The organism is Burkholderia sp. USMB20, from assembly GCF_000949135.2.
GTDB lineage: Bacteria > Pseudomonadota > Gammaproteobacteria > Burkholderiales > Burkholderiaceae > Burkholderia.
In genome coordinates this window covers 439,549-466,266 of sequence record NZ_JTAN02000001.1, presented here as the reverse complement: position 1 = coordinate 466,266, position 26,718 = coordinate 439,549, and the positions used below count along the sequence as shown (strand labels likewise).

The window sequence follows — 26,718 nt, the reverse complement described above, 5'->3', positions numbered from 1 at the left end:
CGCATTCACTCGCCCGGTTCAGCCGTCAACTGCCGCAACTGTTCGAGCAGCTTGACCGCAGGACTCGGCAACAAACCGTGCCGACGCCGAAATGCGGTCAACGTGCGCCGCCCGACCACCCCCGGCAATTCGAGCGTATCGAACACCCCCGCCTTGCTCTCCGTCACGTACATCGGTTCGGCCATCCAGCTCAGAAAACCGGATCGGGCGACGAGACTCTTCAGCACGGTGATCGATCGGGTTTCGACCACGACGTTCGGCAAGCCGAGCCCGTTTGCGACGAACACCTGCTGCATGTGCTCGAACGGCGCGGTGCCGCGCGGCGGGATCGCCCACTGCTGATCCAGCGTATCGGCCAGCGTGATCCCGGGCTTTGCCCGCAGCGGGTGATCGAGCGCCGCCACCACGTAGCTGTTGTCCTCCCAGCGACAGTCGTCGATCGCGACGATCTCCTCGGTGTCGGGCATCACCATGCTGAGTGCGAGATCGATTTCGCGCTGCACCAGCGCCTCGGCAAGACGATCCCAGACGCCTTCGATGACGTGAACGCGCAAATTGGGCCACTTCTGCAACACGCCGCTCACGGCGAGCGGCAGCACGAGGCTCGCGATGCTGCCCACCGCACCGCAGCGAATCGTCCCGCGTGCGAGCCCGCGCATCGCGTCGATCTCTTCACGCGCCTGCTCCGCCTCGCGCTGCAACAGAATCGCGTGCGGCAGCAGCGCCTCCCCCACCGCCGTCAGGTGCATGCCGCGCGTATGACGCTCGAATAAAGGGGCGCCAACCTCGTCTTCGAGCCGGCGGATCGCGCGGCTCAAGGCCGGTTGGGTGACGTGCAAGGTCTCGGCCGCGCGCCCGAGACTACCGGCCGAAGCGATCGTGACGAATGCGTGAAGCTGCTGGAGATTGAAAGTCATGCCTGAAGGTAATGCCTTTTTGTGAAATCGGCAATTTCGGATTCTTCCTGATGTTTCGATAATGCGTTCACCAGAACCGTACTGAACGACAGGAGACTTCAATGGAGCTCAGCCTCCCGCCGCTATGCGCCCCGGCAGTTTCCGCCGCGCGCGCTTGCGCCCGGTCCGGGTGAGAGCGCATGTCGGTCGCCTTCGCGCTGCACGCGCTGAGTGAAGCCCGTCTCGCCGAGGACATCGGCGTCGAAAAAATCCAGGAGACAAACGATGAAGACAGTGTCGATGCTCATCGACGGTGAGGTAGCGTCACGCGCGCCCGCCGACGACGGCGTCGAGGATGCCGAGGCAGCGGTGGATGCCACGGCCCGCGCATTCCCGATCTGGTCGGGATTCGGCCCGCTCAAGCGGGGCAGCGGCTTCCGGTGCTTCGGCGGCCGCGCGGGTGTCGCGGAATTCACCGACTTGCGGGGGATTGCCCTGCAGAGCACTCTCCACCACGATCCGTTCTGAGGAGCACGCCATGCAGATCGCCATTCTGGGTGCCGGTGCGATGGGTTCGTTCTTTGGCGGCCGCCTCGCGCTTGCGGGGCATTCGGTCAGCCTGCTCGATATCGACGACGCTCATCTCGCATCGATTCGCAGCCACGGCCTGCGGCTTTCGACCGATTCCGGCGAGCAAATCGTGCGCGATCTCGTCGCACTGAGGCCGGAGGAGGCCGGCAAGCCCGTCGACCTCGTCATCGTCTTCACGAAGACGATGCATACGACCGCCGCACTCGCTGCTGCAAGCGCCGTACTCGGCCCCGACACCGTCATCCTGTCGTTGCAGAACGGCCTGGGGAACGCAGAACGGCTCGCCCGGTCCGTCTCGCCCGACCGGGTCATGGTCGGCGTGACCACGTGGCCCGCCGACAAGTCGGAGCCTGGCGCCGTCAGCTCGCATGGCCAGGGCACGATCCGGCTGATGAACGCGAACGGCACGCATACGAGCGCGCTCGAACAGACCGTGCATGCGTTGAATGACGCCGGCCTCTCGTGCCATGTCGATCCCGACGTCTGGGCCGCGATTTGGGAGAAGGTTGCATTCAACGCCGCCCTCAACAGTCTGTGTGCCGTGACGCAATGCACGGTCGGCGAATTGACGAATACTCCAGACGGAGAAGAGCTGGCGCTGAAGATCGTTTCAGAGGTGATGGCCGTCGCGCGTGCGCTCGGCATTTCGGCAAGTGAAGCGCACGTGGCGTCGAATGTGCGCGATGCGCTCGCCCATCATCGTACGCATCGGCCATCGATGCTGCAGGACGTGCTGGCCGGCCGGCGCACCGAGATCGAAGCGATCAATGGCGCGGTGGTCGAGGCCGCTCGCAAGGCCGGGGTGGAGGTGCCATATACGAACAGCCTGGCCTGCCTCGTCAGGCTCGTCGACGCGCGTACACGTCAGTCGGGCGGCGCGACGGCTCGACACTGAAGCGCGTGGCGGTTGCCGCCGGGCGCTTCGTCGAAGCGTCCGTCAACACATCCACGCAGCTGGCCGCGGTGTGGAGCGTCACGCAAATCGGCGCATCGGCGGCCATCACCCGTTCCTCTCGACCTCGTTTCGACCGCACCCTGAACTTCTCGAGGAACGACTCATGCGTCGATACATGCGCACAGCGCTTAGGGCGATCGCATCGAGCGGTGTGCCGGGCCCGAACGTCGCCGCGACGCCCTTCGCCTTCAGATGGCGAATATCCGCGGCCGGAAAGATGCCACCCAACACCACCGGAATCCGGGCGCGATGCAATGCCAGTTCGTCGAGCAGCCCTTCGACGAGCTCGAGGTGGGCGCCGGACAACGACGAAATGCCCACGATATCGGCGCCATGCGCCTGCGCGACTGCCGCCACGGACGCCGGTTGCTGAAACAGCGGCAGGCGCAGGACGTCGAATCCGGCGTCCTCGAGCGCGGCTGCGACGACGGCCGCACCGCGGTCGTGTCCGTCCTGGCCGAGCTTGGCGATCGCGATGCGCGGCCTGCGTCCCGCGCGTTTTGCCAGGCGGTCGACGCCGAACCGGTGATGCCGGCGAGCGAGCTGACCGACACGGCCGCGTGTACGGGCGGGTTCGGAATGCGCTTCAGCGCGTCGCTGACGACGCTCGGATCGCCGCATTGAATGTGTGCAACACGTCGATCACTTTCGACTATCTGCCGGGCAGCGGTGGGACCTCATGACGCAATCCGTGTGCAATGGTTGCGCGGCACGCGTCAGACGGATCGCGACGGGTCGAGCCGTTCTTTCGCTCCAGGACCGATAGGAAACTTCATCGCGTCGTGGAAGGGATTTTTTCTATCTTTGACTACCACGGCGCGAAGCACCCGACCAGAGCAATGCAAGCAATTGCCGCGAAGGCAGAACCGGCTCGTCAGACGCACGCAATCCGGGCAAGCGATGCCACGCCACGCCGGGTTCGCGATGATGCTGTTGGTGATAGTTGATGTTGTACGGCCAGATAAAGAAGCGGCCCAGTAACCCGACGCGCCACGAATAAGTCCAGTCATTCCAGCCAGCCGTGACACCCGGCCCGCCGCTGTGCTCTGCAATACTACGGATCTTCTGCACCAGCGCCCCAATTGTCACAAGAGGAACGAACCAAAGCGCCGCAAGCGTCAACAGTTCGCGTACTGTGCATACATGCAGGAGCGGCACGAGCAGGATGCCCCAAGTCGCTATCGCCGTAAGCAGCGGCAGTGACATGGACGCACCACGCCCGTTCGCACGCCGGTATGCGCGCATGTTTTTCACCATGTTGACCAGGAACAAATCACCGAGCAGTTGCCGGACGAGCGGGAGTGTGTCGAGTGGCTCGAATTTCCATGGCTGCGCGTGGTACAGATAATTCCGCTCTGGATCTTCCGAAGTCCCGACGTGACGATGGTGTGCGAGATGCAGCGGGCGATAAAACTCGATGGGCACGAGTCCCGGTACGCCGATTGCCAAGTTGATCAGAAAGTCGTTCGCGAAACGGCGGCGGGTCAAATGATAGTGTGTCGCGTCGTGATACAGAATGAATAACGCGTGTTGCCGGGTCGCGACAACAACGGCAGCGACGAGGTAGCCTCCCCAATGCCCCACCGATAACGCAACTCGCAGCGTAACTACGATACATAGCCATTCAAGCAACAATGCGGCGGCCGTACGCAGGTCAACGTCGAGACGAATGAGCACGGTCGTCGCACCGCCAACGCCAATACCGAGTGCGAGTCCCGCGAGCATGTCCGCGATCAGATGCTGCCCGGTCGTCAAAACCGTGAGCGCCAGCATTGCGCTCCACGCAGCGTAATAGCGCGCTGCACGGACACGTAGCGCAGCCAATACCACGGTTACAGCCACAGGCAGCGCAACATGCCCGCATGGATTCGCGGCGAGTGGCGTGTCGATCCGATACAGCCACGCGATCCATCCTGTCGCAGCCGGCGACCGGCTCACGGCAGTCGGCCATAGCAGATGACTGACGATGCACAGGCCTGCGGCAAGCGCACCTGCGAAAAACGCGGGCAGCAGCCAATTTCGGCAACGGCCGAACCAGACGATCGACGGCATCACGAGCGCGTAACTCAAATAAAGCGGCACGCTGGCGGACACGCGCGGAATGACCGCATCGTACGGCCCCGGACGCAACAGCGCCACGGGTGCCATTGGCGCGTGTGTGACCCAGAAGTACAGCGCACCCGACACGACGACATAGATTGCGAGCCAGCGCCACGCGTCGAACGCTGACGGTATATAGGAGGCGGAAACAGGAGGTATGGCGCGCATGTGAAAAAAGGAGCGGCTCAATCGCGTATCATGATAAATCGTTTCAGCTCGCATGAATAACGACGCTATGCCGCTTCGAGCCAGTTCCATGACACGTGCGCAGCTGCGCGACGTCGACGTTGCACATATGTACGCGCTCTACTCGACCTGTTACCGGGATACGGAACAGGCACGTTTCGAACACGATCTCGACGACAAGACACATTGCGTCATCATGCGCGATGACACCGGCAAGCTGCGCGGCTTCTCCACATTGAAACTATATGAACAGCAGTGGTGCGACACCACACTGCGCATCCTGTTTTCCGGCGACACGATCGTGGATCCGGCCTGCTGGGGCAGCCAGCAACTCGCGTTTTGCTGGATTCGACTCGCAGGTGAGCTCAAACGCAACTCGCCCGACGTGGCACTATACTGGTTTCTGATCTGCAAAGGGCATCGTACGTACCGCTACTTGCGAGCGTTCGCGCATGACTTCACCCCGCGATTCGACCGACCGACTGAGCCCGTGAATCAGGCACTGCTCGATCATCTGGCAGTTGAGCGCTTCGGGCACGCATACGACGCCGCGTCCGGCGTGCTCAAGTTTCCGGTACCGCAAGGCCGCCTCGCCCCAGCCCTCGCCGAAGTGCCGGACGTGCATCGACGGCTGCCGGATGTCGCCTATTTTCTGGAGCGCAATCCAGAATACGCATGCGGCAACGAGCTCGCCTGCCTGTGTGAACTGACGCCGGAAAACCTGCGCCCGATGGCAAGACGAATCTTCACCGGTGAATGAGCCGATGACGCGGATCCGGCTAGCCACAGCGGTCGACAACGAACGGCTCCTCGCGTTTCAAACACGTTACGCGATGCTAAGCGGAATGCCGCTTCGCTTCGATCGCTCGCCGGATTACTCCGCACTGCATCGGTGTCATTCGAACGACTATCGAACCTGGCTCGCGGAGGACAGCGCCGGGCGCGTCAAAGGAATAGCCAGCATGGTCGTTCGCGACGGCTACATCGCCGGCGAGAAACAGCGCATCGCTTACCTCGGCGACTTGCGCATCGCACCCGATCGCGAACTGGCGCACACGTGGGTCGACTATGTCGTCGATCGCCTCGCTGATCTCGCCCGGCACGAAGATGTGCAGCATACGTACTGCTGCGTCATTCGCGACAACAGGATCGCAACGCAATCGCTATTCAAGACAGGCAAGCGGACCCGGCTCGGATTTCGACATTGGCGCGGCTACAGTAACGTGTCGATCTATGCGCGGCGTATCGCTGCGCGGAGCGCCGGCTCCGTCAGGATCACGAACGCGTCGGCCGCCGACGCCGACGCGCTCCGCGCATTTCTGGACCAGGAGTCGCGTTCCCAACCCTTCGGTTGCGTCTTTACGGCGGACGAATTCGCGCGCCGCCTGAACGTCTGGCCCGACTTTGGAATCGAGCGCTTTCTGGTCGCACGTAACGCGCAGCGGCGTATCGTGGGCTGCGTTGCTCCGTGGGATGCAGGACGTATCAAGCGCATCGTGCTGGAACGTCTGCCGCGCTCGCTCGGTGCGCTGCGTCACGGCTTCAACGCCATCGCGCCGTTGCTCGGACGCCCTCCCATCGCAGCACCCGGCCAGCCGCTTCAGGACATCTACCTGACTCATCTGCATGTGAGCGGACGCAACCCGGACATCGCACAGGCACTGCTCGATGCGGTCTGGCAACGAGAGCGGAGCCGCTATGCGTTGCTGCAGCTTTGCCTGTACGATCACGACCCGCTATGGCCCGCCTTGCACGGTTATCGGTACACCGCACTGCCGATGGATCTATACACGCTATCCACGCCCGGCGCGCGCACACTTGATCCGGGCGGCACCGAAGCGATCCCGGGATTCGAAATCTATCTCGTCTGACCGCTCGCGACCGCAGCCGCTCGCGTGTCGTTCAGGAGCGCAACGAGTGCAAGCCAGAAACGCCCCGCATCGAAGCCGGCGCCGCCGAGTACAGGCTGGCCATGGTCGAGATGCGGCACGCACACTTGGGGCATGCCGCGAATCGTCTGGTGATCGAGGTAGAACTGTCCGTCATGCGCACAACCGGGACGGTAGCGGTCGAGGCATGAGTGATGTGCGTCGAACCGGGACGTGCGTTCTATCGACCAGCTCACGACATGCACACAGTGCAGGCCACCGGGCACCGCAGACAACAGATTCGCGATGCCCGCGTCGCGCCCGCTGCCGATATCGCGCGAGCCTGCATGCAGCCAGCGTGTGCGCAGCAATCTCCCGGCGGCTCGACCCAACCATGCGGGATCGATGCGCGCCCCCCGTTGCTCGAGCAGGCCATCGACGATCGCACTCGGGCCGACGGGCGGCTGAACGAGTGCGATACCGTCGCAGCGAGCACGAAGCCCTGAATCCGCATGCAGAGCCGCCAATGCATCGAGCCCGCCCTTGCTATGGGTAAGGACGATAAAACGGCGATCAGCGGGCAAGCGCGCATACAGGTTGCGCACGATATGCGCGCCCTGCTCGGCAACGGCGCGCGACGAGCGGACCGGCACACGAAGGACTGAGTACCGCGCGGCACGCAACGCCCGCGCAGCATGCCCGAAGCAGGCAGGTATCCATTCGGAATAGAGTCCCGCAACCAGCACGATGACGGTGTCCGGGAATGCGTGAGCGCCATGCGCGTGCCAACATTCGATGAAGCGCCCGGTCCAGTCGAGTGCTGCGGGCGCCGGTTCGAACGGCGTCAACGGGTAGTGTTGCCGCCACTCGTCGAAGCCGGACGGCGACCATGCCGGACACCGTGCGCTCATGCCGGCTCCGTTGTCACGCCATCGGCAGCGAGCGCCGCGCGGGCAGCAGCCAGCGTGGCTGGATTCCCGATTCGGGCAGGGTGAAAACGCGGCGAGAACCATGCCAGCCACGCAGGCAGCACGCGGGTAACGATGCCCGGCGCGCCGAACAGCCACCAGCCAAGCTGTGCCCAGCTTCGCCAATTGCCGGCGTCGCGGTCGGCACGCGCGAGACGGACGATGAAATAGCCCAGATCGACGACGAAGCATGCCGTAACGCCGAGCATCGCCGCCGTCCGCATGAAATAGCGCTTGATCGCGCCGCCGCCGCAAGCGCGAAATACGTCGAACGCGACGGCCTTGTGTTCGGTTTCCTCTATCGCATGCCACCGCCAGATCGCGGCCATCGACGGGTCGACGCCGTCGAGAATGGCCGGATCGCGCAATAGCAGATCGGCCAGAATGGCCGTGTAGTGCTCAAGACATGCCGTGAAGGTCAATTGAAGCAGCGGCGAAGCGACACGCCGGCATTGTTGCTGCCGTCTCCGCATGAGCGCCTCGAGTGCGTCGACCGGCATGCCCTGGCGAGCCAGGCGCCGGTTATACGCGCGGTGCTCGCGGATATGAGCGGCTTCCTGGTACAGGAAAGCATCCACTTGCGCGGCGAGCGTGCCGTCGGCCGGCAGCGCGTCGCAGTACTGCCTCACGCTATCGACAAAGAACTTCTCGCCAAGCGGAAACATGATCGAGAACGCGTCGAAAAAGCGCGTCACGCGGCGGTTGTCACGATACCAATAGCGCGGAATGTGGTCGGCGAAGCAAAAACGCGGATTGCGCCGACGGATGTCTGCCGCGTCGTTGCGGCGTTCATGCGTTGAATCGTCGGTTCGTTTGGCGTACATGGTCGTGGCCGATCGTGGCGTAACGCGCAGGGTCAGCGCAGGCGGGCGTATTGTTCGATGATGGCGATCGAAGGTATGCTCTGCGTCGCCGCCACCATCCATGTCCGAATTGTATGTTCGTTGCCAATGCAAGCGCCATAGATAATCGTTCGCGACGGTTCGATCGGCTGAATCTCTGCGTGCTCGCGCTGCAGAGCGTTGCATGGGCCGGCATCCTGACGTGGCTGTCGCATGGTACGAGCCCCTTGCGCTGGGTGTCGCTCGTACCGTTCTGCCTGATCATGCAAGGTGTGTTTTCGATGATGCACGAAACATTCCACGGTTTCGGGCATCGGCGCGGGGAAATCAACTACTTGATGATGTGGTGGGCATCGACGATGTTCGGCGCCGCAGCAACGCTGATCCACGTGAATCATCTCGGTCACCACGTGCGGAATCGAACGCCTGCGGAGCGGGTGGACTTCGTCGAGCCGGACGTTTCGCTGTGGCGCAAGCGAATCGAATACTACGTGGCGATCGTCGGCGGCATTTGGTTGGCGAGTTTCGCGGGCAGCTTCGTCCTGGCCGTGCTTCCGAGTCGCATCCCGCATGGTTGGGCGAAGTACGGACACGACAACACGTATGCGGCTGCGTTCAGGGACTTCGACCAGGCCGACTTTCGACGAATTCGATACGAAACCCTCGCAGCCGTGGCCGCGTGGATTGCACTGGGTGCATTGCTGGACTGGCGCGTGCTCGACATCGCGATTGCCTACCTCGCATTCGCGTTTTCGTGGTCGTCGCTCCAATGGGTGTATCACATGCACACGCCGCTCGACGTTGTCGAGGGCACATACAACATGCGTGCCCCCGCACTGATCCGCTGGGCGTTCCTCAACTTCAACTACAACCTGACGCATCACCGGCATCCGAGCCTGCGCTGGCAGGAGCTTCATGCATGCTCCGACGCAGCGGAGACGCGACCGCTGTGGTACGGTTGGCTGCATGTGTTCGAGGCGCCCCGGCGTTTGCCCAGCGATCCAACACAGCTCGAAAAGACCTATTTCTGACGAGAGGACGCACGTGCGTGCACAGGATGCGTGGGCCACGTTTGGCGCGGCAGCAGAACCCTTCCGTCGCGCGTGGCTCAGCGCGCTCGATGCGCCGGGCGACGCGCAGGCGGCCTATCTGTCACGCTTGCTCGCCGCGAATCGGAACACGACGTTCGGCATTGCCAACGGGTTTGCCGATATCGCAGATCCGGCACAATTTCGCGAGCGCGTGCCGGTGGCCCCCTACGCCGGCATGTCCCGATGGATCGATCGTGCACTCAAGGAGTCCGCTCCGATCCTGACCGCGCAAGCGCCACGCTTCTTCGAGCGCACGAGCGGCGGCAGCGAGCAGCAAAAGCTCATTCCCTATACGCCGGCCTTTCTCGAAGAATTGCAGTTCGCGCTGATCGTCTGGCTCTCCGATCTGCATCGCGCCGTGCCCGGCGTCGCGGCCGGGCGCGCGTACTGGTCGATGTCACCTCCAATGCACGCGCGCGAACGCGCTCCCAACGGCATCATGATCGGATCGGACAGCGATCTCGAATACCTGGCCGACAGCCCGCTCGTCGATCTGCTACCGACGCTCGTCGCACCATCGCTATCGGGTGACGGTCGGGCGTGGCGCAACGAAACGTTGCGCGCGCTGATCGCCGCTGATGATCTGGCCTTCATCAGCGTATGGAGCCCGACCTTCCTGACCAGTCTGCTTCGTCCGCTGTTCGACGAAGCCGAACCGCAACGCCGCGATACGCTCACCTTCCTGTTCGATTCGCTGCCGTCGAACCGTACGGCAGCGCTGCGGCGCGCACTCGACGATGGCCACTGCAGCCGGCTGTGGCCGCAGCTCGCGGCAGTGAGTTGCTGGATGGACGGTCCAAGCAAACACTACGCCGCACATGCCCGCACCTTGTTTCCGCAGGCCGCATGGCTTCCGAAAGGCTTGTTTTCCACCGAGGCGGTGGTCAGCCTGCCGTTCGGCGATATGGCCGGCTGTCCCCTCGCCGTCTGCAGCCACTTCCTGGAGTTCCTGCTCGACGATGGAACCGCGATAGGCGTGGAAGAACTGAAGCCGGGCGATACGGTCGAGGTCGTCGTGACGACCGGAGGCGGCCTGTACCGCTATCGGCTCGGCGATCGGGTCCGTGTGACCGGATATGCGGGACGAACGCCATGCGTGGCCTTCGTCGGGCGGGCTGGCACGCAAAGCGATCTGGTCGGTGAAAAGCTGGACGAAGCCTGTCTGGCTGCGTCGCTTTCCGAGGTGCTGCAACCGGGCGATGAAGGTTGCGTGATTCCGTGCGCAGACGCGGATCCGCCCCATTACCTGCTGTTGCTTGCAAGCGTTACGCAGGACGTCGCCGCCCTGCGTGATGCGCTGGAACAGGCTCTCGCCCGCGCTTTTCACTACCGACACGCACGCACGGTCGGCCAGCTTGGCCCGTTGCGCGTGGTTCGTATACCCGGGGGTGCCGCCCAGCTGGCGGATCTCGTCCAGCGAGCCCACGAGCGTGCTGGCATCCGGGCTGGCGACGTCAAACCCCGCGCACTGGTGGCCAAGCCCGCCGTGGCGGACGCACTCCGCGCATTCATCGAGGACGCGTGCTCATGTTGAACATATCGATCGCATCAACGTGCCCCCCGTGCGACGAATCCGAGCCGGACGCCGATGGCGAAGCCTTCGGCGCGCTCGTCGAGCAATGGTACGTCGCGGGCACCGAAGCCGAGGTCAAGCGGGACAAACCGTTCGGCACGCGCGTACTCGGCCTCGGCATCGTGCTATTCCGGGCGGCAGACGGCGAGATCGTCGCGCTCGTCGACCAATGCGTGCATCGCGGCACCCGGTTGTCGGCCGGGAAAGTCATCGACGGCTGCCTCGTCTGTCCGTATCACGGCTGGCATTACGACCAGCACGGCAGCGTCACCCGAATTCCCAGCATCGACGGCGCAAGCGCCGAATCGACCGGTACGACCTACCCATATCGTCAGCGCAGGTTGCCGGTGCTGACTCGGCACGGCCTCGTCTGGGTCTATCGCGGGCGAGGTGATCCAGCGCTGAAGCGGCCGTTCGACATGCCACACCACGGCGAACGGCCGTGGCAGTCGTACTACATGGTCAATACGTTCGATGGCGATCTCGGTGCGCTGGTCGAGAACTTCATGGACGTCCCGCATACGGTGTTCGTGCATGACCGGATCTTTCGCTCATCCACTGGGCGGCGACTACGGGCGACCGTCGAACTGAAGCAGCAGAGCGTCGAGGTCACGTATCACGATGATGGCGACAAGATCGGCATGCTGGACTGGCTGACCAATCCGTCCAGGGAACCGCTTCGGCATACCGATCATTTTTATGCACCGAACGTCACACGGTGCGACTATCACTGGGGTAGCCGTTCGAGTTTTCTGATCATCAGCCAGATCACGCCGCTCGACACGCGTCGATCGCGTGTCTATACATACATCGCCTATCGCTTTTCCTTGCCGGCTGCGGTGCTGCGCGCGCTGAAACCGCTGCTGCACCTCTACACGCATTCCGTGATCCAGCAAGACGTGCGAATCATGCGCGCGCACCGCGAGGGACTCGACAACGCCGCAGGCTTCACGCCGTCGAGCGTGCGCGCCGATGTGGTCCACATTGCGATCGGTCGGTTGTTGGCCGCGACGCAGCGTGGCGAGCCGTTGCCCGATGCGCAATGCGGCACGAAGCCGATGGAATTCGTGATCTGAGCGTCACCGGCGCGATCGGGCGACGCGCCCGGCTCGACCGGCGCACCGCCCACGTGCCCCGTATTTCCGTTAGCCTCCCGTCTGGTCCTGGCTCGCGATCAGGCGTGCTCCGCATGCCAGCAAGTCGCCGTCGCATGCGGCGACTTGCCCGTCGAACCGGGCGTGACCCGACACCGTCGCAATGAAGGTCAGGCCGTGAATCTCGCAAATCGCGGGATCGTGCAAGCGTGCAATCGCGCGCCCGTTGATTCGCGAGTTCGGCGCCCCGGACACAACGCGTCCGCCGTGGCTGTGCACATCGCCTTCGATGATGTATCGCTTTTGACCCATGACGTGTCGATCCGGTCCGTCAGAAATCCCAGCTGAACGTCTGCGGATGCGCTTGCCGCGACGCGGCGTCCGACGGCGTCAGCATGACGATCGTGGCATGCAGCGGATCCCGCAGGTTGATCAGTGCGCTCGTCTTCCCGTCGCCATAACCCATCATCAGCGCCAGCGCGGTCTGGACCCAGATCGAGCTCGTTCCGGTGTCGCCGCCGATACGGCGTTGCATGTCGAATGCGTCTTTCGGATCGTCAATATCGATATGCTGCGGGTTGTCGTGCAGCGACTGCACCAGCAACGCGAGATTGGCGGTCGAAGAGCCGGTGTCGTAGAACATCCGTCCCGGCTGCTCGCCGGGCGCAAGCGTGCCCACTGCCTGCTGCCAGCCGGCGCGGATCTTTTCGATTCGCTCGCCCTTCTTCAACGGCGCCCCGTGCCCGTTGCTCAGATCGACTCGCACCGGCCGATGCAGATTGGCCAGGACCGGCCATTTGTCGTACTCCTTCAGTTGCCACGTCGTCCACGGAATCGGCACCCACGGGTTCGGCTTGAAGCCGTCCGGTATCTTCAGCGACGCGGTCTTCCAGAACTCGGGGAGCTTCGCCTGCCAATAATCCACCGGCATCTCCTTTTCACCCTTCTTCCAGTAGGCTTTCTGAAGCTGCCAGAAATAATTCCACAGCTTGATCACGTCAAATCGGGTCTGGGTGTTGTCGATTGCCTCTGGTGCGTCCACCACATATGGACGAATCAGTCGGTCAACGCGATCCTTTCTCGTCACGAGCAACGCAACGTAACTGTCCGGATTCTTTGGTACGAAGTTTCCGTCTTTTGTGGACAAACCCAGGTAATCGGCGCCCGGAGTACCCAAATAGGATCGCGTGTTGATTCCATCCTCAACCAGCAACACTACTGCCGGCAAGTCCGGCTCGCGGTCAAAAATATCAAACGCTCTAGAGACTACATCGTCCCCATACGCAGTATGTATTTCATCGAGTCTCGTATAAATTGTATTGCCAATCCCCGCCCCGTTATCCGCACTACTGATGTGGGTTGCCATCCGGCCCGCATCCGGATCACTCTCGTTTCGGGGCGGCCCGGCCACTATCACGGGAATCGGCCAATAATCGACCCATCCGCGCAATGTATAGCCGAAAACGTTGTTCTCGCGCTTATGTCCCGCAAAGCTTCGATCACTACTCGACCACGGATATTGTTTGGGATCTTGCAGGAGCAACGTTCCATTGGTCCCTGCCTCGTCCAGCCGCATCAATAGCGCACGCTGGCGAAACCGGTCAACGGCGACGCCAAAGCGTCGTATCTCCAATGTGAACCGTGCGTCCCGAGATCCGTCCCCGGCAACGACAGCTTCATTTACGCTGGAGGGACGAGCGGCAGCCGGCGTGTCTCGAGGCGGCGAGTCTCTACGCAACGAGGCACCATAGGCGATACTGACGCATGCCGCCAACAATAGCGGCGGCAAGATCAACAGCGACAAGCGTCGATACATTGCAATATTCCCTCCCAAAAATCCCTCCCTTCCAACAACAAACTCCAAGACTGCAATCCATAAGAGAGTCAGGATTGCGAGTGCGAGCAAAAATATTCGTGAAGCCGGTGGTCGTGCGACGTTTGTCGTAATCATGGCGCATCAATTTGTCAATGTACCGATCGTGCTTCTTTTGCATCTTCGCTATTTCGATCTTTCCTGGTTTCACTGACCACACCGTCAGGAAAATCCTTGGGCACGATATTGTCTTCCGGGAAAACTCCGCTTTCGTAATAGCTGCAATTGGCTTTTACTATTTCGGACGTTACGGGGTCGAGCTTTTTGCCGAGTTTTCTCTCGGCTTTTACTATATCGCTCTCCGGAAGTCTCCAATCAGCAATTGCCCGCAGGAGTTTTGCCCAGTCCGGATCGTCCAGCGCACGTGCCTGGCCTACCGATACATCGAACGCGGTCGCACAGCGGTGATTTCTACGACCGCTCATGACCGCCGAGTGATATGAGCTTTCTCCCTGATGATTATTCATCAGCCGAACCTTGGCTTCGTTGAGCGTCTCCTGCCGATAGACGACGATGTGCCCGGGCGACGGCGGTACCGTCGACACGACCCGGCCTACCTTGCACTGATCGTCTGGATCCTTGCCCGCATTCAACGACGCCTCGACCTCGGCGGTGGTCGGCAGCGTCCCATCCTCGCTCGTTGGCCATTCGATGGTTTGTGCGGGCAATGGCTGCAACGCACCTTCGCCACTGTTCGTGCTCAAGGCAATTTCCGCTTCGAGCTGGTCAATGGATTGTTTGCCGGGCGCATACTCGCCAGCATTATTTGCCGAAAGCGGCGTTGCCTCCGTTCCAGGCAGCACATTGCCTTCCATTTCGGGATCGAACGGTGGCGTCAATGCTTCGCCATTGATATTGCGCTCGGTACCGACGCCTATCTGCGTCGATTTCACCCATGTCGTGAAGCCGCCGGGCAAGCCATGGGATGTTTCACCCTTTTCCCGCATCGTAAAGTTTCCGGGCGGCGTACCAACCTGAACCGGCTTGCCCTGCCGCAGACGCCGGGTAAAGACACGCTGCCGGAAAGCCGCCGACAGCAGATCGATTTTCTCAGGCTTGCTTCCCCGCTGCGCCGCACGCACGTGGATTGAGTCGGGCAAGCCCGAGCAACCCATGCCATTGACGCCGCGCAGACCGACGGTCGCATCCTCCGGGCTGAAGTACATATACACTTTGCCGCGATTGTCGCGCTCGGCGAACACGACGCATTCGTTGCCTTGCAACCCGCTCAGGCGCGTCGCCTGCACGGGATCCCACGTCGGGCCGACGATGCCGAAATTGTCCCGACCTGGCTCGTACTTCAATTGATCGAGTGGTGGCGTCGAATATTTGCCGCTCGCCACAAACCCGGCCAGGTTTGCCAGGGTCTTTGCACGCGCGTAAGCCGTCTGCTGCTGGTCCCCGCGTTGCAGCAGCCGATCCATGAACTCCTCGCTCAAGCTGTAGGGCGAGTCGATCAGGACCAACGTGTCGGCAGGACGGTCAGCCGGGCCACATTGGTTGGGAATCAGCCCCTCGACGAGATAGGCCTGGGCGAGCAGCGATATCAGCGTGCCCTGACTGTGCGCAATGATGTTGACCGTCCCGTCCGGGTCGATAAGGCGGATTTGCCGCACCAATGCCGCGAGCCGCCGAGCTGCCAGCAACATGTAGTGCCGATTTTCCGCCTCGCGAAGCGGGTGCGTCGGGTCGCCCTGCATCCGGTCGAGAATTTTCGTCGTCATTCCCCCTTTGAAATTCGAGTCGAACATGTCGGGGATGTTGTTGGTCGCGTTGGCGAAGAATCCGCCGTTGCGCGCGCGGTGCTCATCGAGGCGGTTGCCGAACCGGTCGACGTACTGGCCGTTGACGGTTTCCTTATTGGGGTCCCGGGGCAAATCCTCCTTCCCGACGCGTAACCCCCAATAAAACGGAATCAACGGGCTCCTTGTCTCTTCGCTTTCCTGCCGACGATAGATGGCGTCGTCCATGTTCTTCATCATGTCGGCAACGCTCACCTGGCTCGGGTCGTTCGCCATGCGGCCGTGCGAGTACTCCGCGCCCTTGAAATCGGTGCGACCGAGGCGGTCGTTCAATCCATCGCACAGTCCGCCTTCGACCGTGCCGAAATCCGTTCCAAGGTCATTCACGCCATGGATCAGGATCGTCGTGCACGGGAAGCGATTTTGTACGTCGGTATTGACGAACGCATCCTGCGGCCGGTTGCAATTGAGAATCGCCTGATGTTCGCCGACGATCCGGGGCGACGAGGTTGTGGTATCGGACATGATCGCCTGCCTTAAACGTCGAAAACCTGAATGTGTGCAATGTGCATCGCGTCGCTCGATGCCAGCTCCGTCAACCCGTGTGCATCCGAGACCCCGTTAATGACCTGGCCATTGCGCAGCGTGATCTTGTACGGACGATTCGGCACGGGATGCGTACCGTCGTCACCGTCTGTGCCGGGGTACCGCAAGCGGAACTTCTGATCGGCTCCTCCGCGATTGAACGCCGGCGGCGCAACGTGGTCCGTGTTCGGGCCGACGAAATCATGTCCCGCCGTGTGCGCGGTGAACGCACCGTCGGAACCGACCTCGACGCCGCCACCGACTTTCACGTAGCTTCCGTCTTCCGCGACGAGCCGGATCGACTTGCCCGAGATCAACACCTCGTCGCCGACCGACATGATCTGTATCCCCTTCTGAGCAGTCGCCGCAAGCGTGTCCTGTTGCGCCTGCAAGACAACGGGGCCCTCGCCGGCAATCGCACGGACGCCTTCTCCGCGCCCGAACAGGTGGATGCCCTGGCCCGCCGTCGTGATTACGCGCTGACCGCCGGCGAATTGCAGGTTCTGCCGTGCGATCTGATCGATGTTCTCGCCGGCGTAGGTCACGTAAGTCTTCGGGGTGATATTGAGCGCGCCCGCCTTTGCGCCGAATGCCATCAGCGCCTGAGAGTCGTCCGCGTCGGCGTTCGACGCACGATCGTCGCCTGAAGCGTGGCCGCCCGGCGTCCATCCCTTGAAGGCGGTCACGACAGCTTGCTGCCCCGTCGCATCGGTCGCCGTGCCGCCGTGCTGTCCGGCGTAATCTCCCAACGCCTTGAACAGCTCAGCGCATTCGCCGAGCAACTCGACGAGTTCATTGCGGTCAAGCTGTCCGCCGCTCGCCTGCGTACGCGCGTAAGTCGTCAGAAGCATCCCTTGCGCCGCGCGCAACGCAGCTGCCGCGTCCGTGCGCAATTCGGCGCCTTGGCCGCGGTCTGCACCCTGTCCGTTGTCGCGTGGTTGCGTCAGGTAGCCGAGATTCAACTGGCTATGCCCATGCTCCGATGCAAGCTGCGCGCTGATTTGCTGCGGTGTATCGTCGAGACGAAGCTGGTTGTAGCGTTGCCCCTTGATTTCCTTCGTCTTGATACCGGAGAGAAAGCGATTGCCCGGCAGACTGCCCGTATGAGTGAAACTCGCCGGCATGTTCGCGCCGTTTGCCAGCACGCCGATGATGACCAGCCTGTCCGGATCCCCGCCGAGGCTCCCGAGCAGAACTTCGGTGCCCACCCGCGGCAAGAAAGTCTCCCCGAAATTCGGCCCGGCCAGACTGGATGCCACGCGGATCGGTGCGCTGTCGCTCTCGTTGCTGTTCGTTCCGGCACCCTGCGCGTGCGCATGATCGCGGGAATCCTGACCGAGAATCTGCACGAACACGCAGCCATTCTCGTCGCAACTGACCTCCTCGCCTTCGGCCCCGACCACGCGCCCGGTAATCAACGGCGTCGGCGGAAGGTCGGTCTTGGGATCGTAAAGCGGCGTGAGAGGCGTGCCACGCGGCACGCACGAGAACGTATTTTCGTAGCGCGTATCCTGCCCGGACGGGTCGCCATCGCTCAGCGAGCGTGGCTGCTGAAGCGTGTGGCTGGCGGCGAACAGCGTCTGCGCACGCTCGTTCAACCCTTTGGGCAGATTGTTCCAGATCTCGTGGTGCAGTGACGTAATCACGAATTGCTGCTTGTCGGACGGGAGCGTGCCCCACTCGTCCTCTCCGGCGATCGTGATCCATGAGCCGACTGCGAGGTCGCGAATTCCGCTCACGCCGTCGTATCGAACCGCCTGCGCTTCATGAGCCAAAATGCGATCTTCCGTCATCCGTTCGTGGTCTGCCCACGAGTCCGCCATATGCGGGACGTCGATCACGAAGTCCGATAGCAATTTCGCGAGATCGTTACCCGATTCGCCTTGATCGATCCTTGTCGATGCGCTCGACTGGTCCACGCGGGCATATCGGTAGTCCCACGAAGGTCGCCCCGATTCCCCCGAAATCAGTTGCTGGCGCATCGTCAGAGCGGTGATGGTGTCGCGCTGTTCCGTTCCAGCGTCTCGTGGATGGACGCGCACTGTACCTGCGGCGGACTCGCTCAGTTTCTGAGGGTCATCGCAGAACACCAGCGTATGCACGGGAGGATCGCCGTCTTTCGCCTCCCCGCTCACCCGTCCGGCGCGCACGAACAGCGTGATGCCGTCGCGACGTGCAATCCGGGAGATGAAACGGGCATCAGATTCGTTGACCTGGCGTACGAAAGAGCGACTTGGATAGCGGGATCTGTCGAGTTGGGACAGGTCGAACTCGAACGCCTGCGCGAGGGCAACACTACGCTGTCGCCATTCGCTCAGGACGACTCCAAGTACATCGACAACGCTGACGTTACGGAAGATGCGGGAATTGGTGCGCTTTTGCAGCAGGTTCACCGCGTCGGTCACGGTGAACTGGTAAACCGTCAGCTCCCCGTCGGTCCGGCCGATCTGAACGGCGCTGACGATTGCGTTGATGGCATGCAGTTGGCCGCGATCCGTGACGATACCGACTGAGACCGGCGCACCAATGAAAAGCTTCGGAGGCAAATCGCCCTGCTGCGAAATGCAGGTCAGATAGCCGCTGATGCCGGTCATCATGCTTTCGCGGATGCTCGCGTGCTGCAACGCGATCTTCGACGCCAGCGCGTGCCGCGCCTTACCCCAATTCAGCACGACCGGCCGGCGATTCGCATCGATTCCCGATACGAATTTGCGGAACGACTCTCGGATATCCACGACGGTCTCTCAGTTTGATTCGTTATGACCCGCCGGATGTTGCTGTTCTAAATAGCTGGCGGCTGCGCGCGAGTTTACCAAAATGTGACGCGGAAATAACAATCGGGGATGCCGACTAACAATTTTTCATGTTATTCGACGAAGAACACTATATTCCGCCGCTCTATCTGGACCGACGCGCAGTGCTCCGAACGTCGGATGTCTCCCGGGCCCCGCCCAAGGCGCGTACACGCTTCCATCGCTGTGTTCGTCTTGGCTAGACGGGCCGAAGTGAATGCTGATGCTATAAATGTGCATATAGCGTGCAATAAAAAGCAGTCGTGGAATCCGATATCACCGGCAGTTCCAGCGATTTCGCCTAATTCATGGCGTCATTGCGAGGACCGACGAGCATCGCTCCGATCATCTCGGCGAAGCGATTCGCTCTCGCTTTGCACATCCACATCCATATGCAAACGCTCGCGGGGCTGGCCCATGTACACCGTAACATGATGAGCCGTTTGGCAGGCTCCGAGAGCGTACAGAAGTTCCTTGGAGACGCGCCTCGGATCATGCGGGCAGCAACCGATATTTCCGGCGACGTACAGAGCACGCTCTTCTGGTATCGCAATGCCCGTTGCCAATCCGCAATGCCACAGCAACGATCTCCCGTCTCGAGACGCTGGGCGCCATTTAGGCGGAACTTCCCGTCAACCTCGAGCAGTAGCTATTGGATTTGGAAATTAATAGTTTTGTTCAAGTACTGCAAAAAAGGGCCACCGTTTTTCTGTAGGTTCGCAAAATAGGTGGCCTCTCGGGCCCCTATAAATCAAAGACTTGACCACCTTTTCTGCAAATGTTTCGCTCCACGAGCGGCAGAAAAGGTGGCCTTTTCCTACAAAATCCGCAGAAAAGTTGATCTCCGAAGAAAGAGCGCCATACAACTCACATAAAATCAAAGACTTGCGGCACTTCGTAGGGCAGGATGAGCAGTGCTCGGGCAGTTGCAATTCCCCGCAGATGAAACAAAGTCATGCTGGTCAGCGCATCCCGCACATAGCCAAACCGCTTTTCGAACTCCTAGTTGGTGTCGAGTAACACATACTTCATTCCCAGTCCGTCAGGCGTGCCTCGATGAACACTGAACCAGCCGTCCTGAGCCGCGATGTGTCGTAATACGTGACGCGGCTTGAGAAGTTTCGGCTTCATAAGCTTGAGTCGGGTGTTGCGCTCGCCGTCGTCGATCAGATCGGACTCAGTCACCGCCAGCATCCGCACGGCTGCGGCGGGCGCCGGCCGGTTCGCCGACACGGACACGATCACTGCGATCAGGCCGTCTTATTCTCCACCAGATTGAGTTCCCGAATCATGCTTTCGCGAATGGCGAACTTCTGTACCTTACCCGTGACCGTCATCGGCATTTCCGTCACGAATCGAATGTAGCGCGGCACCTTGAAATAAGCGATTCGGTCACGGCAAAAAGCGCGAATCTCATCCTCCGTCGCGCTCTGGCCCGGCTTAAGCACAATCCACGCACAGACCTCTTCGTCGTACTTCGGGTCGGGTACGCCAACCACCTGCACTGCCTGTACCTTCGGATGGCTAAAGAGAAATTCCTCAATCTCTCGCGGATAGATGTTCTCCCCGCCGCGGATAAGCATGTCCTTGATACGCCCGACGATGTTGCAATAGCCCTCTGCGTCGATCGTTGCCAGGTCGCCGGTTTTCATCCAGCCATCGCTGATCGAATCTCGCGTTCGGATTTCGTCGTCCCAGTATCCAAGCATCACCGAATAGCCACGCGTCCAAAGCTCGCCGGTCGCGCCCACCGGCACAATCCGGCCGTCGATGTCGACCACTTTGCATTCCAGATGCGGCTGTATCCGGCCTACGGTGGAAACCCGCTTCTCCAAAGGGGTCGTTGTTTCACTCTGGAACGAGACCGGACTGGTCTCGGTCATACCGTAGGCGATAGTGACCTCCGTCATATTCATGTCGGTCGATACACGTTTCATGACCTCGATGGGACAAGGCGCGCCTGCCATGATGCCCGTTCTCAGGCTGGAAAAATCGTAGCTGGCGAAGTCCGGGTGATCAAGCTGGGCGATGAACATTGTCGGCACGCCGTGCAGAGCAGTGCAACGTTCGTCGCTCACTGCCGACATCGTGGCAACGGGTTCGAACGCTTCACCCGGGAACACCATGCGGGCGCCGGTAGATACGCAAGCCAGTACAGACATCACCATACCAAAGCAGTGGTAAAGCGGCACGGGAATGCACAGCGTATCCTGCTCGGTGAACCGCATCGCTGCCGCTACGTGGCGTGCGTTGTTCACGATGTTGCGGTGTGTCAGCGTAGCCCCCTTGGGCGCGCCTGTCGTGCCGCTGGTGAACTGGATGTTGATGGGATCATGGCAGTCGAGCTGTGCCGTGATTGCGTCCAGTTCGGAGACCGGCACGTCTGTGCCAAGCGACAGCAAGGCCTTATAGGTCAGCATGCCGGGCGCGGATACGTTATCGAGACGGATCACGCAGCGCAGCGCGGGTAACCTGGCGGCCAGCAGCGCGCCGGGTTCACAGTCCGCCAGTTCGGGAGCCAGCGTCCGCAGCATCTCCAAGTATCGTGACGTCTTGAACGATTCCGGAGCAATGATCGCCTTGCATTGCACCTTGTTCAGTGCGTACTCGAGTTCGGCTAACCGATAGGCCGGGTTGACGTTGACCATGATCAGACCCAAACGGGCCGTTGCGAACTGGGTCACCAGCCACTCGGGGCGATTTGGCGACCACATGCCGACGCGGTCGCCGCGACGCAGGCCGAGCGCATGCAGGCCGGCTGCCATGGCGTCCACCGCGTCGGCAAGGTCCAGCCAACTCCAGCGGATGCCGTGCTCTCGGAACGCTACCGCGGGGCGGTGACCATGTCGATTGACCGTATCCGCGAGCAACGCGGACACGGTCAACTCGCTCAAAGGAGGCATGGTGTCGCCCCGCACATAAGACAGCCCGTCGCGGGGCATGATCGCAGCGCGCCCGGGCAAGTTCGCTTCTGACTGTGTTTTCATTCTCGTCTCCAAGGTACCAAGTTCATTCGCCAGCCGGCACATCCAGTCCACTATTTATTTGACGTAGCCATGGTGTTTGCCTCACCGATCGTGATGCCGATACGCGACGACGCGTCTCCGAGCGAGCGGGAACAAGACGCGCCCCACTGACGTATCGCAGGTGCACCGTCGGTATCCAGGCGAGCGCGGCTCGGCGGACAACCGAACATCGCCTTGTACACGCGGCCGAAATGTTCGGTAGTGTGGAAGCCCGTCGCGACGGCAACTTTCGACACATTGAGGTCGGTGTCCATCAGCAGTTTGTGTGCGAACTCGATCCGCAACGTCATGTAGTACTTCATTGGCGTAGTCGCCACATGCTGCATGAATAGCCGCTCGAGTTGCCGCGTCGACATTCTGAGCGCCTGCGCAATCGCGCGGCACGACATCGGCGTCGTCATTGATTCGCGCATCAGACGTATCGCCTCGCAGACGAGGCCGTTCATCGGCCGCGCGACGGCATGTGCGTTCATGATCTGGCGTTCGCTGCCATCACGCAGCCGCGCATGCAACCAATGCCCTCCGATTGCGTCGGTCAGTTCGGAACCGTGATGCAAGCCGATCCATTCAAGCATCATGTCGGCGATCGCGCCCTCGCCTGCACAGGTGATCGTATCGAGCTCGATCGTAAAAATTTGCGTCGTCGCCCTCACCTCCGGGTAGGCGCTACGGAAACGCTCGATTCTGTTCCAATGGATGGCCGACGAACGGCCGTCAAGCAGTCCCGCCGACGCAAGTATGTCTGCTCCGCCTTCAATTCCGCCTATCTGCACGCCTGACGCACGTTCGTTCCGCAACCAGGTTCGTATGGCGAGATCGTCCTCGTCGCTCATCGCATCGAGGTTCGCGAAGACGAAAATCGTCGAAAACGCATCTCTTTCGCAACCGACCGGCTGAGACGGCGTCGACATGCCGTTCGCAGCCCGCACTATCCCCCCGTCAATGGAAAGCACGACCCACTCATACAGGGCGCGTCCGTCCAGCCGGTTAGCGAGCGACATCAGTTCGATCAATATGCCAAGCCCGAGATGAGAGAACTGCGGCGTCACCAGTAAGCCGACGCGACGCGACGAAGGCTCCGCGCGCGGCGGGTTTATGTTCATTGAGCTCATATCGATTCGATAACGATGCTGGGCCAACCGCTCGGTCGAAGACATCGGGTCAAGGCTTTTCGACGCCGCTCGTCGAAAAATAAAGCGGAGTCCCGCTCGGCGAGCCGATGACCGTGGTCAGCGCCACTCGATCCGCGCGCTGCTTGCCTGTAAAGCTAAAACCCCCGTCCGCGCTCGCCAGCATGATCCCGTCGAGCGACGCGCCCACTACGCGCTTGTCGGGCAGTTGAACGATATCCGTGACCGAACTGCGAAAGGGAGTCTTCGATGCGGCCCAATTCACGCCGCCGTCCGTACTTCGATATATCGCACCGCGAATTCCACCGACGAGTAACGTACCGTCCTCCAGCGCAACGCCGGTCCAAAACGAGCCGACGTAACCCGTCTCCGCGTAGGTCCAGTTCTCCCCGCCGTCGGTCGAACGCATCACGCGGCCCTGCTCGCAGGCCACATGGAGCACCCCTTTGCCGTCCGCAAAGATCGCGTAGAGATTCCGATCCGCCTTTTTCGATCCTGGTGGCGGTGGAAGCGTCACCGTGTTCCACGTTGCGCCACCATCGATCGTATGCAGCATCAGTGACCACAAGCCGACCGCCCATCCTTCACGTGCATTCGCAAAATAAACGGAGAACAGAGGCTGGTCGACTGTGATGTCGTTGCGTTGCAGCGTCCATGTCTCCCCGCCATCCTTGGTGCGAATGATCACGCCCCAGTGTCCGACCGCCCAGCCATTGCGCTCGTCCGTGAAAAATACCGATGTCAATGTCGAGTCGACCGGCACCGACGATGCCTGTCGATAGCGCTTGCCGTCGTCATCCGACAGCAGAACGACGCCGTGATCACCCACCACGACGAGACGCTTTCCCGCGTGCGCGGCGCCGAGCAGTTGCGCCTCCGTCGCCGCGCTCGTCTTCTCTGCCGCGTGGAGTTGCAATTGCGGCTTGATATCCGACTGCGTCCCCGCCTGACAAGCAAGCGGCAGCGCGGCGGCCGCGATCAGCGCGGAAATGCACAATTTGCGTCGAACGATCCACTTCATAATCAAATCCTCTCGTCAATGGTTCAGCACGCCGGGGGAGCGAACAGGACGGCGACGCGGGAAGATCCGCTCGAGCACCACCGCCAGCGCGGGTAGCGCAGTCATTGCCATCACCAGATTCACGATGAACATGAATGCCAGCAGCTTGCCCATGTCGGCCTGAAACTTGAGCGCCGAGAAGCTCCATGTCGCAACGCCGATCGCGAGCGTGATCGCCGTGAAGATCGTCGCCATGCCTACTTCGAGGATCGAATGTTCGAGCGCCTTCACGATGGGCTCGCCGGCGGCGAGATGACCTTGCAGCCGGTTGTAGATATAGAACGCGTAATCAACGCCAATGCCAACCGCCAGAACCATGACAGGCAGCGTCGCAACGGTCAGTCCGATGTCGAACGCCTTCATGAACCAGTAGCCGATGAAGGTGCCGACGGTGAGTGGCAGACAGCAGGCAAGCACCGCGCGCAAATCGCGATAGACAACGAACACGAGCAGAACGATGGCCGCATAGACATAGAGCATCATCGGCAACTCGCTCTTCGCGACTTCGTCGTTGATCGCCGCCAGCAGGCCGGCGTTGCCTGCAGCGAGCCGTACGTGAATGCCCGGAGTCTGGTGAGTGTCGCGGAAGCGCTTGACCGCCTCGATCACACCGTTGATCGTCGTCGCCTTGTGATCGGCCAGATACATGTGAATGGCCGTCATGCTGCAATCCTTGTTCAGATAGCCGCGAACCCGACCGATTTCGGTGCTCAACCCCGCGTAGTTGCCTGAATCGATGGGCACGACGTTCATCTTCGGGTTGCCCTCGTTGTAGCCCTCGTTATAGGTTCGCAGCATGTCGGGATATGCGCTGATCGACACGATTCCCGGCACGTCCTTGAGCGCGTAAGTCATTTTGTCGTCGAACGTTCCGACAGCGGGGTTCTCGCAGGAATTGGGGGGCGCCTCGACGACGACCGACAACCAATCGAGTCCGACGTCGAAGCTGCTCGCGATTGCAACCGCGTCACGGTTGAACCGCTCATCGGGGCGAAGCTCCGGCGCACCGGGCTGCAGCGTGCCGACGACGCGATCGCGGCTCTGCCATACCGCCGTGGAAAACACGGCCACAACAATAGCGACCACAAGCCAGGCATTGCGCGGCTCTGCCACGCGCGCCAGTCTGCGCAGCCATGTCGAACGCTGCTCACGCTTTTTCATCGCCTTGTCGGCATACTCCTTCGTGAACTGGAAGCATGACGCGGCAAGCGGCAGCATGACGAGATTCGTCAGGATCTTGTAGGCCACCCCGAGCGATGCGGTGATCGCAAGTTCGCGGATCATCGGGATCGGAATCGTCAGGAGCGTCACGAACGACACGAGCGCGGTCACGAGCGCGAGCGTGCCGGGAATGAGAAGTCCCGTGAAACTGTGGCGCGCCGCTTGCAGCGACGATTTGCCGTGAGCGAGCTCTCGCGTAATGAAGTTGATCTGCTGGATGCCGTGCGATACGCCGATCGCAAATACCAGAAACGGAACGAGCACGCCAAGCGGATCGAGACCGAAGCCGAGCAAGCGCAAGGTGCCGAACTGCCAAACGAGCGACGTGAGCGAGCACGCGATCGGCAGCAGCGTGAAGCGAATCGAATGGCAATACCAGTAGACCGCAAGCGCGGTCAGCAGCAGTGCGATCGCGCAGAACAGCAGCACCGCCTTCGCGCCGTCGGCGATATCGCCGATCTGCTTGGCGAAACCGATGATCTCGACATCGTAGTTTGCGTCTTCATACGGCTTTCTCAACTTCGTTTCCAGCAAGTGGTTGTACTCGATGTAATCGATCTTCCTGCCGTCCGCACCGACTTCGCCGATCTCGGCCGTAATCATGGCGGCCGTCTCGTCGCGCGAAACGAGCGAGCCGATAAAGTTTCCCTCCACCGTCGATCGCTGGATCTGGTTGATGATCTCGGGTGTCAATCCATCTGGCGTGACGGTGCCCGGGATAATCGGCTGAGACCGGAATCCGTCCTCGGTGATCTCGTTGACAAAACTATTCGGCGTCCAAAGCGATTGAACGCCTAGCCGATCGACGTTGGGAAGATACGCAACTGCTTGCGTCACGGCGGCAAGCCGGGAAAGACCCTCCTTGGTCCAGATCGTGCCGTGCTTCGCCTTTACGACGACGGTGAGACGATTCGCGCCGAACAGGTCTGCACGATATTTGTTGAAGGTCTGCACGTACTCATGGCCGATCGGAATCTGCTTTTCGAAGCCTGCGTCCATCCGCAGTTGCATCGCGAAGAAAGCCATGACCGCAGTAAAAGCGGCGAAGATACCCAGTACGAGGAACCGCTGCGAGAAGAGCCTCTCCTCGAGATATCGGATGCTGTTGACTATCACGTCCTCACT

General features: G+C 61.3%; 21 protein-coding genes. 7 read left to right on the top strand and 14 right to left on the bottom strand.

Features of this window, described 5'->3' with window-relative positions:
• Positions 1-5 precede the first annotated feature (5 nt).
• Positions 6-917, bottom strand: coding sequence for a LysR family transcriptional regulator (locus tag PL79_RS02170; RefSeq protein WP_044846482.1), 912 nt, complete (start codon positions 915-917; stop codon positions 6-8).
• 264 nt (positions 918-1,181) lie between these two features.
• Here PL79_RS02170 and PL79_RS02165 point away from each other — a divergent pair, with 264 nt between their 5' ends.
• Positions 1,182-1,424 (top strand): hypothetical protein, encoded by a 243-nt coding sequence (locus tag PL79_RS02165; RefSeq protein WP_044846483.1) that lies wholly within the window; start codon positions 1,182-1,184, stop codon positions 1,422-1,424.
• 10 nt (positions 1,425-1,434) lie between these two features.
• A complete protein-coding gene (locus PL79_RS02160) occupies positions 1,435-2,382 on the top strand; it encodes a ketopantoate reductase family protein (protein ID WP_044846484.1) in 948 nt (315 codons plus the stop codon).
• A gap of 105 nt (positions 2,383-2,487) precedes the next feature.
• Here PL79_RS02160 and PL79_RS02155 read toward each other — a convergent pair whose 3' ends face one another.
• The gene (locus PL79_RS02155) at positions 2,488-2,913 is read right to left on the bottom strand and encodes a cobalamin-dependent protein (protein WP_442861521.1); all 426 of its coding nucleotides are present in this window, start codon (positions 2,911-2,913) and stop codon (positions 2,488-2,490) included.
• A gap of 327 nt (positions 2,914-3,240) precedes the next feature.
• A complete protein-coding gene (locus PL79_RS02150; RefSeq protein WP_235879181.1) occupies positions 3,241-4,800 on the bottom strand; it encodes a fatty acid desaturase family protein in 1,560 nt (519 codons plus the stop codon).
• Between PL79_RS02150 and PL79_RS02145 the strand changes: the two genes are divergently transcribed.
• Positions 4,799-5,488, top strand: coding sequence for a hypothetical protein (locus tag PL79_RS02145; protein WP_235879180.1), 690 nt, complete (start codon positions 4,799-4,801; stop codon positions 5,486-5,488). The genes PL79_RS02150 and PL79_RS02145 overlap by 2 nt on opposite strands.
• Positions 5,481-6,599: a hypothetical protein gene (locus PL79_RS02140; protein WP_235879179.1), complete on the top strand. Its 1,119-nt coding sequence runs from the start codon at positions 5,481-5,483 to the stop codon at positions 6,597-6,599. The genes PL79_RS02145 and PL79_RS02140 overlap by 8 nt, the downstream gene beginning before the upstream one ends.
• Here PL79_RS02140 and PL79_RS02135 read toward each other — a convergent pair.
• A complete protein-coding gene (locus tag PL79_RS02135; protein ID WP_044846488.1) occupies positions 6,587-7,507 on the bottom strand; it encodes a hypothetical protein in 921 nt (306 codons plus the stop codon). The two genes, PL79_RS02140 and PL79_RS02135, sit on opposite strands and share 13 nt — an antisense overlap.
• Positions 7,504-8,388 (bottom strand): metal-dependent hydrolase, encoded by an 885-nt coding sequence (locus PL79_RS02130; RefSeq protein ID WP_063927848.1) that lies wholly within the window; start codon positions 8,386-8,388, stop codon positions 7,504-7,506. Before PL79_RS02130 ends, PL79_RS02135 begins: the two co-directional genes overlap by 4 nt.
• Positions 8,389-8,501: 113 nt before the next feature.
• On the opposite strand from PL79_RS02130, the gene PL79_RS02125 reads away from it, so the two are divergent.
• From PL79_RS02125 to PL79_RS02115, 3 genes are read left to right on the top strand one after another with little or no spacing between them, the layout of a single operon-like run.
• Complete coding sequence (locus tag PL79_RS02125; protein ID WP_044846489.1) at positions 8,502-9,437, top strand: fatty acid desaturase family protein; 936 nt, start codon at positions 8,502-8,504, stop codon at positions 9,435-9,437.
• Between the two features lie 13 nt (positions 9,438-9,450).
• Positions 9,451-11,031, top strand: a complete 1,581-nt coding sequence (locus PL79_RS02120; RefSeq protein ID WP_044846490.1) for a GH3 family domain-containing protein — start codon at positions 9,451-9,453, stop codon at positions 11,029-11,031.
• Entirely contained in the window at positions 11,025-12,146 is a 1,122-nt protein-coding gene (locus tag PL79_RS02115) for an aromatic ring-hydroxylating oxygenase subunit alpha (RefSeq protein ID WP_044846491.1), read from the top strand. Before PL79_RS02120 ends, PL79_RS02115 begins: the two co-directional genes overlap by 7 nt.
• A 69-nt stretch (positions 12,147-12,215) precedes the next feature.
• Here the strand turns inward: PL79_RS02115 and PL79_RS02110 are convergent, their stop codons facing one another.
• From PL79_RS02110 to PL79_RS02065, 9 genes are all read right to left on the bottom strand, one after another.
• On the bottom strand, positions 12,216-12,476 hold the full coding sequence (locus tag PL79_RS02110; RefSeq protein ID WP_027790130.1) for a PAAR domain-containing protein: 261 nt from the start codon (positions 12,474-12,476) through the stop codon (positions 12,216-12,218).
• Between the two features lie 19 nt (positions 12,477-12,495).
• Positions 12,496-14,028: a type VI lipase adapter Tla3 domain-containing protein gene (locus PL79_RS02105; RefSeq protein ID WP_235879178.1), complete on the bottom strand. Its 1,533-nt coding sequence runs from the start codon at positions 14,026-14,028 to the stop codon at positions 12,496-12,498.
• 101 nt (positions 14,029-14,129) lie between these two features.
• Positions 14,130-16,304, bottom strand: coding sequence for a T6SS effector phospholipase Tle3 domain-containing protein (locus PL79_RS02100; RefSeq protein WP_044846493.1), 2,175 nt, complete (start codon positions 16,302-16,304; stop codon positions 14,130-14,132).
• A gap of 11 nt (positions 16,305-16,315) precedes the next feature.
• Complete coding sequence (locus PL79_RS02095; RefSeq protein ID WP_044846494.1) at positions 16,316-19,099, bottom strand: type VI secretion system Vgr family protein; 2,784 nt, start codon at positions 19,097-19,099, stop codon at positions 16,316-16,318.
• A 1,059-nt stretch (positions 19,100-20,158) separates the two neighbouring features.
• Positions 20,159-20,401 (bottom strand): hypothetical protein, encoded by a 243-nt coding sequence (locus PL79_RS02085; RefSeq protein WP_044846495.1) that lies wholly within the window; start codon positions 20,399-20,401, stop codon positions 20,159-20,161.
• A 5-nt stretch (positions 20,402-20,406) separates the two neighbouring features.
• Positions 20,407-22,143, bottom strand: a complete 1,737-nt coding sequence (locus PL79_RS02080) for an AMP-binding protein (protein ID WP_044846512.1) — start codon at positions 22,141-22,143, stop codon at positions 20,407-20,409.
• 50 nt (positions 22,144-22,193) lie between these two features.
• A complete protein-coding gene (locus PL79_RS02075; protein WP_235879177.1) occupies positions 22,194-23,339 on the bottom strand; it encodes a GlxA family transcriptional regulator in 1,146 nt (381 codons plus the stop codon).
• Between the two features lie 4 nt (positions 23,340-23,343).
• Positions 23,344-24,333: a WD40/YVTN/BNR-like repeat-containing protein gene (locus PL79_RS02070; RefSeq protein WP_044846496.1), complete on the bottom strand. Its 990-nt coding sequence runs from the start codon at positions 24,331-24,333 to the stop codon at positions 23,344-23,346.
• A gap of 15 nt (positions 24,334-24,348) precedes the next feature.
• Positions 24,349-26,709, bottom strand: a complete 2,361-nt coding sequence (locus PL79_RS02065) for an efflux RND transporter permease subunit (RefSeq protein ID WP_044846497.1) — start codon at positions 26,707-26,709, stop codon at positions 24,349-24,351.
• Positions 26,710-26,718: the final 9 nt, after the last annotated feature.